This window comes from Kluyvera sp. CHPC 1.2972, from assembly GCF_036759925.1.
Taxonomy (GTDB): Bacteria; Pseudomonadota; Gammaproteobacteria; order Enterobacterales; family Enterobacteriaceae; genus Kluyvera.
Window position 1 is genome coordinate 184528 of the sequence record NZ_JAPKIB010000004.1, and the last position, 14423, is coordinate 198950.

The 14423-nt window shown below is 45.8% G+C and carries 11 protein-coding genes; 10 read left to right on the forward strand and 1 reads right to left on the reverse strand.

Translation table 11 applies throughout. The features are described 5' to 3' along the window. Position 1: 1 nt before the first annotated feature. Positions 2-292: a hypothetical protein gene (locus V6944_RS09155; protein ID WP_333498861.1), complete on the reverse strand. Its 291-nt coding sequence runs from the start codon at positions 290-292 to the stop codon at positions 2-4. Positions 293-2687: 2395 nt separating this feature from the next. Between V6944_RS09155 and wecA the strand changes: the two genes are divergently transcribed. The 10 genes from wecA to V6944_RS09205 all read left to right on the forward strand — a co-directional run bounded on the left by wecA (position 2688) and on the right by V6944_RS09205 (position 14335). Beyond that, on the forward strand, positions 2688-3791 hold the full coding sequence (wecA, locus tag V6944_RS09160; protein WP_333498734.1) for a UDP-N-acetylglucosamine--undecaprenyl-phosphate N-acetylglucosaminephosphotransferase: 1104 nt from the start codon (positions 2688-2690) through the stop codon (positions 3789-3791). Between the two features lie 73 nt (positions 3792-3864). Then, positions 3865-4998, forward strand: coding sequence for a polysaccharide export protein (locus V6944_RS09165; RefSeq protein ID WP_333498735.1), 1134 nt, complete (start codon positions 3865-3867; stop codon positions 4996-4998). A gap of 2 nt (positions 4999-5000) precedes the next feature. Continuing rightward, entirely contained in the window at positions 5001-5435 is a 435-nt protein-coding gene (locus tag V6944_RS09170; RefSeq protein ID WP_333498736.1) for an arsenate reductase/protein-tyrosine-phosphatase family protein, read from the forward strand. Positions 5436-5457: 22 nt separating this feature from the next. Continuing rightward, positions 5458-7593, forward strand: a complete 2136-nt coding sequence (locus tag V6944_RS09175; RefSeq protein WP_333498737.1) for a polysaccharide biosynthesis tyrosine autokinase — start codon at positions 5458-5460, stop codon at positions 7591-7593. A 339-nt stretch (positions 7594-7932) separates the two neighbouring features. After that, on the forward strand, positions 7933-8214 hold the full coding sequence (locus V6944_RS09180; RefSeq protein ID WP_333498738.1) for a hypothetical protein: 282 nt from the start codon (positions 7933-7935) through the stop codon (positions 8212-8214). A gap of 64 nt (positions 8215-8278) precedes the next feature. Further along, positions 8279-8923 (forward strand): YjbF family lipoprotein, encoded by a 645-nt coding sequence (locus V6944_RS09185; RefSeq protein ID WP_333498739.1) that lies wholly within the window; start codon positions 8279-8281, stop codon positions 8921-8923. Then, positions 8923-9672 (forward strand): capsule biosynthesis GfcC D2 domain-containing protein, encoded by a 750-nt coding sequence (locus V6944_RS09190; protein ID WP_333498740.1) that lies wholly within the window; start codon positions 8923-8925, stop codon positions 9670-9672. The genes V6944_RS09185 and V6944_RS09190 overlap by 1 nt, the downstream gene beginning before the upstream one ends. Next, entirely contained in the window at positions 9669-11777 is a 2109-nt protein-coding gene (locus V6944_RS09195; protein WP_333498741.1) for a YjbH domain-containing protein, read from the forward strand. The genes V6944_RS09190 and V6944_RS09195 overlap by 4 nt, the downstream gene beginning before the upstream one ends. A gap of 405 nt (positions 11778-12182) precedes the next feature. Beyond that, positions 12183-13604, forward strand: a complete 1422-nt coding sequence (locus V6944_RS09200; RefSeq protein WP_032673327.1) for a tyrosine-type recombinase/integrase — start codon at positions 12183-12185, stop codon at positions 13602-13604. Then, positions 13601-14335 (forward strand): hypothetical protein, encoded by a 735-nt coding sequence (locus tag V6944_RS09205; RefSeq protein WP_223866215.1) that lies wholly within the window; start codon positions 13601-13603, stop codon positions 14333-14335. Before V6944_RS09200 ends, V6944_RS09205 begins: the two co-directional genes overlap by 4 nt. Positions 14336-14423 lie beyond the last annotated feature (88 nt).

Below are 14423 nucleotides of genomic sequence, written 5' to 3' on the forward strand. Positions count from 1 at the left end.
ATTAACAACGTCCCGATTTTTTCGATAATGCATCGCAGGTTTTTGTATTAGAACCCGCATTTCCACCTGCACAAATAGCATCAGATACGGTGCTACTTCCCCCCAGTGATATTACGCCATACAATTTTGGTTCCGCGGCTTTAGTCACATAGCAGCGATGAGTTGTGGTGCCGACGGTTGCCACAAAATTCGTTTTGACGCCATCCTGGCGAATATCCGAAATGGCCACCTGGGATGCATCGACGTTCAGGGCGAAAGAGGCGGCATCCCTGACTTCGCTTTCCGTGGCGATGGGCGGTTTTGCTACGCATCCTGCCAGCAGCAGTACCGATAACGCACATGCTGAAATAGTTAATTTTTTCATTTTTCTATCCCTCAAGATATTTTTTGTGAAAACAGATATAGGGTATTTGTTATTCCTGTTTATTGATTTTAATCATTGGTCATTTTTGAATGATAGGGAGTGGGTGTGTGAGTTATTTGATACCTGTATGATTGTTGTTTTATACATTGGTATTGTGAGTGTTTTAATCATTGTTAGTGATAAATGTAGTATCAGTGAATTATATTTTTGTGGCTGTGTTTCGGTGTCTGTATCGCGGTGCTTTATATTCATAAAAATATCATTCAACCAGGTGCAGGCTAAATGGCACCGTATTATGGTGGGGATGATAAGGCGTGGAAAAGGAAGCTGAAAAGAGCAAGGCTGACGATGTCAACCGTATCCTGTTGGAATTGGGCTGATAGCCAGGTGCTGTTGAGTCACAATGGCGCCATGTTTGTATGGTTAATCATTGGAGGTTTTTTGTGATTTAATTTATATAAATCAATTGATTATGTTGATATTGATGTTGATTGGCTACCTCCTGCCCCTGGCGCGTTTACGTCAAGGCCTATTCCTATGTTTGAAGAGGAGGAGAGGTTACCGTTTACGACGTCTGTTTGTGTATTAAAACTTATATATCATTTACCTTGTTTACCTGAGGCAATGATATTTTTAACATCACCGAAAACATCATCATTTGTGATACCTACCCTCCCTGATTATTCTGGAATACCTATTATTTTTTATGGTTTACTTTTGCTCTTTTCTCTTGCCTGGGGATTTGGACGCATCGTGTTTTCCCTTTTCCTGAATCTGAGGTGTTCCTATTTGCCAGTGAAAGTACCTAAAAGCGCTATCAAGATCGCGATGTGGCAGTTGAAATGACCGAGAAGGCGTCTATTTTAGCCAGGATAAATTGTCTTCTGATGTCCAGACAACCTCTCCAGGGCGGGGGGATGGCAATACCGATGGTTTGGGGTCTCATCACCGAATTATGGTAGTAGCACGTGCCAGCCATAGGCGCCTTCTGCGAAGGCATCCCTGACGCTTCAGGGCAGACCGACGGTGAACCGTACCACTTGAGCGCGGGTTGTCGGTCGGCCCGTTGGCGATCATAAGCTTGGCTTTGCTATGGGGTGGGATGCAGGAACGACTGACGGGATCCGAAGTCCCCATTTTCGGAACGTTCGATTTATTCAACAAGCCAATATTTAACCACGGGTATTTCGCGAAAAGTTAAAAAGATAAATAAATCCTTCTCATTGCATGTGTGTCCACCTTCGCAGCACTTCGTTCGCGGCTGGAATATGTTGGAACATCACAAAATGGGTGCGGATTCGTATTTAAAATTATCATTGTTAGTTTTTAAATAGACTTTGCAGTGTAAGGTTCACCGCGGGTTAGCTCATAGGATAACGTGCTGTAATATAGTGATAAATTAATGCCTACCGCTTCGCTTATACCACGTAATAAAATGAAGGAGAGTGGGGCGTGGGCTGCATAAATCATTGGTATGGTTTCTGCAATGCCGTGGGAAAATATGTTGGGATGTGTAAGAATATTACAGAACAAGATTTTTTTTGGTTTTTTTATTTAATAAAACCATTGTAAATGTCTTTATTATCAATGTGTTGCGCAGTTTTCTGTATGTGTGTGATGAAGCGTTTTAACGGTGAAAAAAAGATAGCCTGGGTGCCATACCCGATGTGATTGAGACTATTCTGATTGCTTTGATTTGTCGTACAAATTTTTCGCGATGACAACAAAATTCATTACCGTGAATAACTATGTACTGAATTTTTACACACTTTTATAGTGTAAAAAAAAATGAAAAATACCTTGCGCATAATAATGAGACAAGCTACCTAGAAAACATTAAAATAGGATTGTTATTAACAAACCTTTCTTATAATTTCGTTTAAGTTATATTTAAGGAGTGGTAAAATAATAAATAAAATATTTTCTTGATAAATTGATAGTGCTTAAAATATCTAAGGTAAGAAATTAAACACATATTAAAACAAATGCTGACACACTGGAACTAAAAAAAAACAAATTCATCGTTATTTTTTAACAGCAACCAAATTCATTTTTAAGTCGTTGTTTTTTATATAATTTTTATTGAATTTAATATTTTGATTAACATGTGAGAACATATTCCAGCTTAGCATGCAAACAATCATGTAATTTTGACACGCAAAATCATAAGTAATAGAATGCTGGCACTTGGGACTTTTCTCATATTCGATAAGCTGTATTAGCACAGCATCTTCCGTGTGCGCAAAATCAATATCCTCAGTGGTATGCGGTTATATCCGCATTCGCCATGGGCGGTAGCGTCGCCAAAACAAAAGGTATTACCATGAGTAAAGAAATTATCATCATGTTTTCAACAGCGATGACAGTCCTCCTTATCGCTCGCGTGGTGGCCTTGAAGTGCGGTCTGGTCGATAAACCTGGTGGCCGTAAGCAGCACAGTGGAGAAATTCCTCTTGTCGGCGGGATCTCGTTCTACTGCGCAATCGTACTGTTTTACCTGTTCTGGCCTGAAGTGCTGCCACACAGCGAAGCGCACTTTCTTCCTTACTTGCTGAGCATCTCCTTACTGTTATGCGTGGGCATTGCCGATGACCGCTTTGATCTGCCGGTTATCCCTCGTGTTCTTATTCAGGCTCTGTCCGCTGTGATTATCATGGTTAACGGTTTCTACCTGCATACGCTTGGCTATGTTCTGGGTGACTACGAACTGGTACTTGGCCCGATTGGCTATATCGTCACGTTGTTTGCCTCCTGGGCGGCAATCAATGCATTCAATATGGTTGATGGCGTTGACGGTTTGCTCGGATCGGTCTCTAGTGCAACTTTTGCGGCAATGATGGTGGTGTTCTTGCTGGCGGGCTCGCCGACACGTGCAATGTGGTGTCTGCTTATGATCGTTGCCCTGGTCCCTTACTTAATGCTGAACATGGGTCTGCTTGGCGGCAAACGTTTAAAAGTTTTTATGGGTGATGCTGGCAGCATGGTGATCGGATTTACCGTACTGTGGCTGGTGATACTTGGCAGCCAGGGCAAAAGCGCCGTGATGTCACCCGTGACAGCGTTGTGGGTGATAGCCCTGCCGCTGATGGACATGGTGACCGTCATGGTGCGCCGCATGCGCCGTGGACAGAGCCCGTTCCATGCCGATCGCGATCATCTACACCATATTTTGATGCGCAGCGGATTAACGGCCCGCCAGACGGTACTGGTTATGACTGCGCTGACTGCTGCATTCGCGAGTCTGGGGATTTTGCTCTCCCAGCAGGGTATCGCGGAGTGGCTCTCTTTGATTGCATTTCTGAGTTTGTTTGCTGGTTATTGGGTAACAAATAATAAACTGCAAAAACGCAATCCAGACCCTAGAGCACAACGAAGCAAACCAAAGGATATGGCTGCAGGTGCCGATGTCGCAGCCGGCAACCGCTAGCATCTCGATATTGTATTAATCAAATAACCCAGCCCTGCTGGGTTTTTCAATTTCAACGATCCAAGTGACCAACATGATGACTGTAAAATTAGCAGCTGTACCGCTCTTCATTTCAGCTGTTTTATTGAGTGGCTGTACTATCGTTCCGGGCAGTAATCTCACTACTTTTGGTAAAACGATCGTCAACAAAGACGACAGCGCGGATATCAATGACAAAGTCAACGTCTATACCGTTACCCCAAAACTGATTGAGTCACTGAAACCGACCCCGATCGTTGCACGTCCAAACCAGAAACTTGCTAACGACATTCAGGATTACCAGTACCATATTGGTGTCGGTGACATATTGATGGTTACCGTGTGGGATCACCCAGAACTGACGACGCCTGCGGGGCAATACCGTAGCGCATCCGACACCGGTAACTGGGTGCAATCGGACGGCACTATCTTCTACCCTTACGCCGGGAAGGTAAACGTAGTTGGCCGTACCCTGCCTCAATTACGCGAAGAGCTGACCAGCAAGTTAGCCACCTATATTGAATCGCCACAAATCGACATCAGCGTTGCCGCCTTCCGCTCACAAAAAGCCTACGTCACTGGTGAAGTCGTTCGTTCGGGTCAGCAAGCGATCACCAACGTACCCTTAACCATTATGGACGCGATCAACCAGGCCGGCGGCCTTGCGGAAAACGCTGACTGGAACAACGCGGTATTAACCCATAATGGCAAAGACGAACGCATCTCCCTCCAGGCGTTGATGAAAAACGGCGACCTGACCCAAAACCGAATGCTCTATAACGGCGACATTCTGTATGTTCCGCGTAACGATGACCTGAAAGTGTTTGTGATGGGGGAAGTCAAAAAGCAGGCCACCCTGAAGATGGATCGCAGCGGGATGACATTGACCGAAGCATTAGGGAATGCTGAAGGTATTGACCAGATGAGCGCTGATGCAACCGGTATCTTTGTTATCCGTTCGACTCGAGGCAAAGATAGCAACGGTAAAGTGGCCAATGTATACCAGATGAATGTTTCTGATGCTACCGCACTTGTGATGGGGACGGAGTTCAAACTTCAGCCGTACGATATCGTCTATGTCACTACCGCACCTGTAACCCGTTGGAACCGCGTCCTGAGTCAGTTAGCCCCTACTATTACGGGCATTAATGACATGACGGAATCCGTTCGCATGATTAAGCAGTGGTAATTATGTTTGATTCTATTTTAGTGGTTTGTGTCGGCAACATCTGCCGCTCCCCGACCGGGGAGCGTTTGCTTCGCCAATCTCTGCCAGGCAAAAAGATTGATTCTGCAGGCTTAGGCGCGCTGGTTGGCGAAGAAGCTAACGAAATGGCTGCTGATGTTGCGGTTGAGCACGGGTTATCCCTTGAAAACCATTGCGCACAGGCGTTCTCTTCCAGTCTGGCGATGCAATACGATCTGATCCTGGTGATGGAAAAATCCCATCTCGAACGGATCAAGAAAAGCTACCCGGAAGTCAGTGGCAAGACCATGCTGTTTGGTCACTGGCAAAACCAGATGGAGATCGGCGACCCGTATAAGAAAAGCCGTGAAATGTATCAGCTGGTTTATACACAATTAGCCCAAAGCACCGCGCGCTGGGTCCTGGCGTTAAAGAAATAATTAAGAACAGAGATTTAATTAAATGTCAGAACAAAATTCGAGTATTAGTAATAATAGCGATAAAATTGAACTAAGTGAACTGTTCGGTGTGTTACTCGATAATAAATGGAAGATCGTAATTATTACGGCGATCTTTACATGCCTTGGGATTATTTATGCGTTTATGGCTACCCCCATTTATCGTGCTAGTGCATTAATACAAGTTGAGCAAAGTGCTGGGAACAGTGTATTAAGTAAACTATCTGATATTATGCCCGATAGTAAGCCTGAATCACAAACCGAGATTAGTTTAATTAATTCCCGCATGGTATTGGGGAACACGGTTGATGAACTCGCTTTAGATACCGTAGTTACTGAGAAACACTTCCCGCTTATCGGCAAAGGTTTGGCTCGGTTATTGGGAAACCCCGACGGTCAAATTGCCGTATCCAGATTAGTTGTCCCAAATGAACTATTAGATACTCCAATGGTTCTTAAGGTATTGTCGCCAAATAGCTATGAATTAGTGGCGAATGACGTGACCTATTCAGGTCGAATTGGCGAATTGCTCAATAAAGATGGCATTAATCTTCTGGTTAGTGAAATTAATGCCCCGGTTGATACCAGGTTTACAATGGTTAAACTGGAAAAATTAACAGCAATTAACAATATATTAGAAAACTTATCTGTCGCAGACTTAAGTAAAGATAGCGGCATGCTTCAATTAACGTATAAAGCAGATAATGCTAGTGAAGCGATAAAGATTCTAAATAGCATCAGTAATAACTACCTGCAGCAAAACGTAGGTCGTAAGTCTGAAGAAGCAGCCAAAAGTCTTGATTTTCTTAAAGAGCAATTACCTCTCGTTCGCGCTAAACTGGACGATGCCGAAAGTCGATTAAATCAATACCGTCAGAAAAATGAATCCGTTGATTTATCTTTAGAAGCCAAATCAGTATTGGATACCACGGTTTCTTTAGAAACACAGATAAATGAGCTGACATTTAAAGAGGCGGAGATCTCCAAGCTATATACTCGTGATCACCCAGCCTACCGAACGCTGCTGGAGAAAAAAGCATTATTGCTGAAAGAGCGAGACAAGCTAAATACTCGGATTGGTAATATGCCGAAAACACAGCAGGAGATTTTAAGTTTAACTCGAGATGTGCAATCTGGCCAGGAAGTGTACATGTTGCTTTTGAACAAGCAACAAGAGTTGAGTATTAATAAGGCCAGCACTGTTGGTAATGTGCGTATTATTGATACAGCAATGGCTGAAACAAGACCTGTTGCACCTAAAAAAGCTATAATTATATTCATCAGCTTGATTATTGGCGTTTTTTCTTCAATAACATTTTGTTTTTTGAAGAAGATATTACATAACGGAATAGAAAGCAGTGAAGATATTGAGGGCCTGGGCCTCAATGTTTATGCTTCGATCCCTAATTCCAAATGGCTAAGAGACAAAAACCTTAAACTTACAAAGAAAAAACATAAAAACATCCGTTCAGTTAATCTGTTAGCAAAAGATAACCCTACTGATTTATCTGTAGAAGCAATCAGAAGCCTACGTACGAGTTTGCATTTTGCTATGATGCAAGCAACTAATAATATTTTACTGATTTCGGGTGCGACCCCAGAAGCAGGTAAAACATTTGTCAGTTCCAACCTGGCAGCGGTAATTGCCCAATCTGATAAAAAAGTATTGCTAATTGATGCGGATTTACGCAAAGGTCAAATGCATCACGTTGTTAATTGCAAAGAGAAAATTGGTCTTTCTGATATTTTAAGTGGAAGCAACAGTATTGATGATGTTGTTAAAAACACTGAGATTGAAAATTTAGACTTTATCTCACGAGGTCAAATTCCACCAAATCCATCCGAATTGTTGATGAATGCTAATTTCAAAAAATTGATGGATTGGGCTACTGAGAATTATGAGCTGGTTATTATCGATACCCCACCGATTTTAGCCGTAAGTGATGCATGTATTGCCGCCAAGTATGCAGGAACAATTATGCTGGTAGCTCGTTTCCAGAAGAACACCCTAAAAGAAATAGAAGTGGCAGCGAAGCGCTTCGAACAAAACAAACTTAATGTGAGTGGGGTCATATTTAACGGTGTGGAAAAACGAACTGCTAATTACTATGAGTATGGTGCATATAACTATTATGAATAGTATTGTTATGATTTTAAAATAAAGATCTGAGAAGTAATTGATTTCAAATGTTCCTGTCACGGGAGCATTTGATTTATCTCACCTCAAGCCACCCTGATATGATTGAAGATACCAGGGGCGCCGAGATGATTTAACCCTGCAAAAGAAGTTACTTTGTATTTTCTTACCAAATTATCACATGGATTAATTGTTTGTTATAAAAATAGGTGTGGTTTTAATTTATTGATTATAATGAACAAGTGCTGGTTAGATTTATTATTTTATATTCACTCGATTTTCCCTGGGCGGGGAACATTCCGCCAGAGAAATACACCAATGAAACAATAAAAGAGGCTCTTAATGAAATTAAACAAAGTAAGTTTACTGATGCTGTGCGTATTGGCTGCCCCGACGGTGTCGATGGCCGCTGAAGAAGCTGCTGCAGGTGCAGCAACCACTACGGCTGGCGGCGCGACAGGTACCGCAGCAGGTACTGCAGCTACTGCCGCTGGTTTAGCAACCGGGACTGCCGTTGCAATCGGTGCGGGCGTCGTTGGTGCAGTTGCTATCGGCGTTGCCGTTGCAAGCAACAGCAACAGCAACGGTGGTACCAGCACCAGCACCACAACGTCTACGCGTTAATTCGCTCTCCTTATCATGGGGTTCTTATTGAGCCCCATTCTTCTGCCTGCTTACGGCGACTAATATGTATAAAAAAATATGCCTGGCCAGCGCGGTTATTTTACTTTGCGCTTGCAACCAACAACGTCCTGGTATCATTTCAGACACATTCAAGCAGACTTTTACCTCGCAGGATGCGGTGATCGACAATACCAAAGTTGCCAGTATCCCTTATGCCTCAATGTCGCTGACGGTGGATGATGGCCCGCTGGCATTTATTGTGCTGGCGTGGAATGAACACAATACACAAAAGTGGCTGACCGCTGACTCCAAAATGGTTTCAACACAAAATGGGCGCATCATTAAAACCATTGGTTTCCAGGATAACTTACTCAAGCTTGAAAGTGATAAACCCGATCCGTTATCCAGTCCGCTAAGCATCCAGGAAGGGCAGCAGTGGCGCGTACAGATGCAGTGGAATAGTGGGACTTTCCACTCGGCCACGGTGACTTCTCGTTTCCATTGGGCAGGTACCCAGAACTTCACCATTCTCGACACCTCGCGTAATTATCGCCTGCTGGAAGAGCACGTAACGGCAGAACAGGACGGTGCGACGTATGTCCAACGTTACTGGGTTGATGCGCAAACAGGCAAGGTCGTGCATAGCGAACAAAACCTGCATCCTCATGGCCCGATGTGGTCTCTCACTTTACTGAAGCCCTACTCCTGATGATGAAACCTCTTTTGCTAACCGCCACTCTGATGGCGATAGCCCCGCTGAGCTACAGCCAGGGGCAGATTACCCTTATTTGCGAGCCTGCCTGTTCAACCACGCAGATCGCTGCTCATACCCTTAGCGATTTAGTCATGAACCCGGCGCTGCCGACAGGTATCGACTGGCAAACGGCGAAGATCTCTACACCTGCGAGTGATGCATTGCAGCAGCAAAATCAGCAGCACATTGTGGCGAAGCTGACCGCTCTGGCGAGCCAGTTGCAGCAACAGGGGGAATATATCCAGATGCAGCGTATCAATGTCCTGCGTCAGCGAATTGAACACCTGCAGGTGGTGGGGGCCTATCCTCTCTCGCTTGACCCGGATCATGTGCGCCTTAAGCCAGAATATTCGCCGCCGCTGGAGGGTGACTATCGCTTGTATGTCAGCACCCGTTCGCAGCCGGATATCACGTTGTGGAACAGTTCGCGCACCGTGTCCACCTTTGTTGCGGGTAAGCAGACCTCTGCCTATGTCGAGGTTGATCAGCAACAGCCGGGAATTGATGCGGATACGGTTACCGTTATTGCGCCTGATGGCACCACGGAAACGGTCCCCACGGGTTACTGGAATCGTCGTTACCATGAACCGCAACCTGGCAGCCAAATTTGGCTAAACCTGCAAACCTCTGCGTTGCCTGAGGGGTTTCAGACTCTGAACCAGGACATCATCCAATTGCTCACACAACGGACTGTCGCGCCATGAAGCTCACTACACTCAGTTCAATGATCGCGCTGTCGCTCGGCGGCTTTAGTTCTGTTGCCAATGCAGACTGGGGGACGCCGTTGTATACCCCTTATGTCACCCCTTCACAGTCTGACTTTGGTGGCGTCGGCTTGCTGCAAACGCCAACCGCGCGAATGGCGCCCTCTGGTGAGTTCAATGTGAACTACCGAGATAACGATCAATACCGTTTCTGGTCACTTTCACTGCAATTAATGCCGTGGCTGGAAAGTACCATTCGTTATACGGATGTGCGTACCCTACGTTACGGCGCGGAAGATTTCAGCGGTGACCAGACCTATAAAGATAAGGGGATCGATCTTAAAGCGCGTCTGTGGCAGGAAACTCGCTGGACACCGGATATCTCATTAGGATTCCGTGATATCGGCGGGACCGGTCTGTTCGACAGTGAATATCTGGTCGCGACCAAAGCGGCAGGGCCTTTTGATTTCACGCTGGGGATGGGCTGGGGATATGTCGGTAACAGCGGTAATGTGACGAACCCGTTCTGTAAAGCGAGCGATCGTTTTTGCCATCGTGATGAAGGCTACAGCGGCAGCGGCGGGAATATCGATTCTGAACGCTTCTTCCGTGGGCCTTCAGCGCTGTTCGGCGGCGTGGAGTACCAGACGCCGTGGCAACCGCTGCGCTTTAAGGTGGAATATGACGGCAATAACTACCGTAATGACCGTGCGGGTGCCCTTGTCCAAAGTACGCCTATTAACGTCGGCATGCTGTACCGTCTGGGCGATTGGGGTGATGTTAACCTCGGCTATGAGCGCGGGAATACGCTGACGTTCGGCGTGACGCTGAAAACCAACTTTGAGACGGTACGTAGCCTGGCGCAGAAACCGTCAAAACCAGCTTATAATCCTGACACACAACCCGCAAATCTTGACCCTCAGGTGTCCAGGGCTCAACTTACGGCGCTGCGCGATAATGCTGGCTTGTCATCACCGTCTATTGAACGTGATGGGGATACGGTTTACGTTTCCGGCGAGCAAACCGATTACCGCGATCGCGCTGAAGGTGTTGAGCGCGCAAACCGCATTATGATGAACAACCTTCCTGAAGGGACTCGTCAGATTGTGGTGACGGAGAAAAACCAATCGCTACCGCTGATTAGCCATCGTAGCGATGTGACCGCGCTGGATCAGACTTTCAGCGGCGTGCCTCTGGGGGCGACGCCGCCAGAAAACGTCGACGTACGTCAGGAACCTCAACAGCCGCAGCACGTGAAGGCCGAAGCGGCAGATAAAAAATCTGCGTTTAGCTTCGACTGGTCGCCGGTATTAAACCAGTCTATCGGCGGGCCAGAATCGTTCTACATGTACCAGATGGCGGTTAGTGGGCGAGTTGACTACCAGATGACCGATAACTGGACGGTAGGCGGTGGAGTGCTGCTTAACCTGTATAACAACTACGATAAGTTCAACTTCACCGCGCCACCTCCGGACAGTCATATCCCACAGGTGCGCACTCACATTCGTGAATATTTCGATAGCAGCGATCTGTATCTGACCAACCTCCAGCTCACACGTATTGGTGCTCTGGGTGATGGCTGGTATATGCAGAACTATGGCGGTTATCTGGAAATGATGTTTGCCGGGGTCGGGAGCGAGCTGATTTATCGTCCACTGGATAAACAGTGGGCGATCGGTGCCGACGTCAACTGGGTCAAACAGCGTGACTGGAATGATCCGATGAAAATGGCAGACTACAGCGTCACGACAGGCAACCTCACCGGTTACTGGCAACCATGGTTTGCCGATGAATTCCTGGTGAAAGTGAGCGTTGGCCGTTATCTGGCAGGTGATAAAGGCGGTACGATTGATATTTCACGCCGTTTCGCTAGTGGGATCACTGCCGGTGCATTTGCGACACTAACCAACGTCTCTTCTCATGACTACGGCGAAGGTAGCTTCACTAAAGGGTTCTACATTTCGATTCCGCTGGATCTGTTGAGCACTAGCCCGACCAACACTCGTGCTGGCTTCAACTGGGTGCCGTTAACGCGTGATGGTGGTCAGGCCTTGCAGAAACGCTACTCGTTGTACGACGTTACAGAAGCGCGAGGCGTGCAGTAAAAATGGAAAAGGACCACTTCGGTGGTCCTTTTTTTTGCCCGCATAAATAGCCTCAGCTATTACGTACCTGCTTTTTCCCCCATAGCTCTAGCCGCTAATTCCATCGGGTACTGGAGCATTCCGGGCAGATCCTCAGAAAAAAACAAAGGGCCGACGATTTCTCGTCAGCCCTTGCGGTATCTGGTGGCCCCTGTTGGGTTTGAACCAACGACCAAGCGATTATGAGTTAGGATGCAAATTATTACTTAAAAATACTTATCTATAATTTTCAGTTAGTTATGCGATATCAATTTGCTGTATAAATAACCATAAATACTCTAAAATACTCCTTTGCGGTATCCTATAGGTATCCTGGAGCCTGCAAGCGATTTGCAGGATACCCTAATCGTTTGGTATGGGGTGTTTGTGGAAACATTCAAATTCACTAAAGCTAAACTTGAAAGTCTGCCAGCTGCGGAACGTGGTCAGGTTGAGTATGGTGATACCGTCGTTAACGGCCTGCGTGTTCGCGTGGGCATCAGTGGCGTTAAGAGCTTCTGCATCTCCCGTAAACGTAATGGCAAGTTCATCCGTGCCACGCTGGGGCGCTTCCCTGATCTCACGATTGATAATGCCAGGGCAAAGGCTCTTGAGCTGTTGGGGGATGTAGCCACCACTGGCAGAAACCCGAATGTTGAAAGGCGTATTAGCGAAAAGGCTTCCGTGACGCTTGCTGAGGCACTGGATACTTACATCGAGAGCCGTGATGCAAGGTTAAGCGCAGATACAGCAACGCAATATCGCTCCATCCTGCAAAATTACTCAGGTGACTGGATGAAGCAGCCAATCGCTTCGATCAGCAGGGAGCGGGTGGAGGCAAGACATAAGGCTGTAACTGATGGTTCCGTGTGGTTTGGCGCTGACAAATCAACGCTACGCGCTGGTGTAGGAACCGGTAGTAAAGCGCAAGCTGATCTATGGGCGCGAGTGTTGCGGGCTATATACCGTTTCTCTCACGACCATTACCGAGACGATCAGGGTAAAACCCTTCTTCCTGACCCTCCTACGATGGTGCTCAGCACTAAGCGAAAATGGCATGGAACAGTCAGGAAAACTGAGCGTATCCGTACCAATGAGCTTGCCAGGTGGTTTAGCGCTTTAGCCAGCGTTCGCAGCTTGGCCGAGCAGGGCCGTGATGATATTGCTGCTGCAGTTTGTGATGCAGTGGAAATGTCGATTTTTACCGGATTACGCAAATCAGAAATTTTAGAGCTTAGTTGGGACAGGGTTAATTTAGGTGGCCGCTATTTCTGGATAGATGCCACAAAGAACGGTGATCCGCTTGAGCTACCTGTCACGGAGACTCTTTTAAAACTGTTTCGTCGTCGAGCAAAAATGAAAGCTGCCGATGGTGTATTAGTTTTCCCTGGTGATAAGGGAGTTATCAAGGAATACAGGCATATTATCGAACGCATAAGCGCTGCCACCGTACCAGAACTTAACCCTGATTTGCTCCAGCCCATCTCGTTTAAATGGCATGACGGTCGTCGCACTTTCGGCACTGTTGCTGAGCTGGTGGGCGTTGGAAACTACATCCTGAAACGCCTACTTAATCACCGCACGATGAGAAGTGCCGATGTTACGCAGGGTTATTTGCATTTCAGCGCCGATGAACTTTTGGAGCCAGCCTCAAGAATAGAGCGGGCAATCCTTGAACATGCTGGAATGTCTGAAAATATAAAAGATATTAATACTCAGTTAATGGCTGTTTTGGAAAGTTTAAACGAAGATCAGAAAAGAAAACTAATCTTCGAGATTTCAAATGATAATAAAGGTTATAAATCATGACAAAATCAGAAATTGATTTTAGAAAAATGATAGTTGGTACGTACATAAACGAATTGTTTGTTGATGGTACTGATTCCACATCTGTTTCTATTTTGCGTGATGCGTTCAAAGCCGGTGGTTCAGAAAATTCTGCCCGCAAAATGGTTAATACAATAATTGGCTATTTTGAAGACTCGGAAAAGCCCCTGGAGGAATTTCTTTACTTTATTGGTGTGGATGCTAATGAATCTGGTAGCGATGAACAGGTAATCAAAACCTTACTATATATGGATGAAAAACAAACCCCATTCTTGGCTGATGTTCCATTGTCGGGTGATGGCATCACTGTTTTAAATGCCGCTCTTGCGTTGCATTTTATTGGCATGAATAACAATGCAGATAACCTTGCCAGGATTGGCGTTAAATTGCTAATGGAAGGGGTTTTTAGTGATGAGATATCTCTTAAGGAATTTAATGAAATAGCTCAGAAGGCAATTTCAGAATCTCAAAGAGAAAAGGCAAAAAGGCCACGTAGTCCATATTATTCAGAGGTAATTGAAGTCATTAGACTCACCTGGGGAAAATATCCTTGTGGTGCGAAAACTGCGCTTCTTGATGCTTTAGCTGCCCATTATCATGGGAGGGTAAGTCGGAATGCATTGGATAATTGGATAACACTCTCTGGCTTGAGGCCACCAAAACCAGAAAAATATACAAGACTTGAATTAGTATTCCCCCCATTAGCCAGTTAATGGGGGGATATTGCTGGTTGTTGTGTCTCTGCATCCGGTAGATGAGAACCTGTAGCCAGTTACAGGACTGATAAGGCATTACGTCATC

What these genes read in the sequence shown, in the direction of transcription:
- V6944_RS09205 (WP_223866215.1), top strand. Translation starts at nt 13,601, where the DNA reads ATGACAAAATCAGAAATTGATTTTAGAAAAATGATAGTTGGTACGTAC.
- V6944_RS09165 (WP_333498735.1), top strand. Translation starts at nt 3,865, where the DNA reads ATGATGACTGTAAAATTAGCAGCTGTACCGCTCTTCATTTCAGCTGTT.
- V6944_RS09195 (WP_333498741.1), top strand. Translation starts at nt 9,669, where the DNA reads ATGAAGCTCACTACACTCAGTTCAATGATCGCGCTGTCGCTCGGCGGC.
- V6944_RS09175 (WP_333498737.1), top strand. Translation starts at nt 5,458, where the DNA reads ATGTCAGAACAAAATTCGAGTATTAGTAATAATAGCGATAAAATTGAA.
- V6944_RS09170 (WP_333498736.1), top strand. Translation starts at nt 5,001, where the DNA reads ATGTTTGATTCTATTTTAGTGGTTTGTGTCGGCAACATCTGCCGCTCC.
- V6944_RS09185 (WP_333498739.1), top strand. Translation starts at nt 8,279, where the DNA reads ATGTATAAAAAAATATGCCTGGCCAGCGCGGTTATTTTACTTTGCGCT.
- V6944_RS09190 (WP_333498740.1), top strand. Translation starts at nt 8,923, where the DNA reads ATGATGAAACCTCTTTTGCTAACCGCCACTCTGATGGCGATAGCCCCG.
- V6944_RS09180 (WP_333498738.1), top strand. Translation starts at nt 7,933, where the DNA reads ATGAAATTAAACAAAGTAAGTTTACTGATGCTGTGCGTATTGGCTGCC.
- wecA (WP_333498734.1), top strand. Translation starts at nt 2,688, where the DNA reads ATGAGTAAAGAAATTATCATCATGTTTTCAACAGCGATGACAGTCCTC.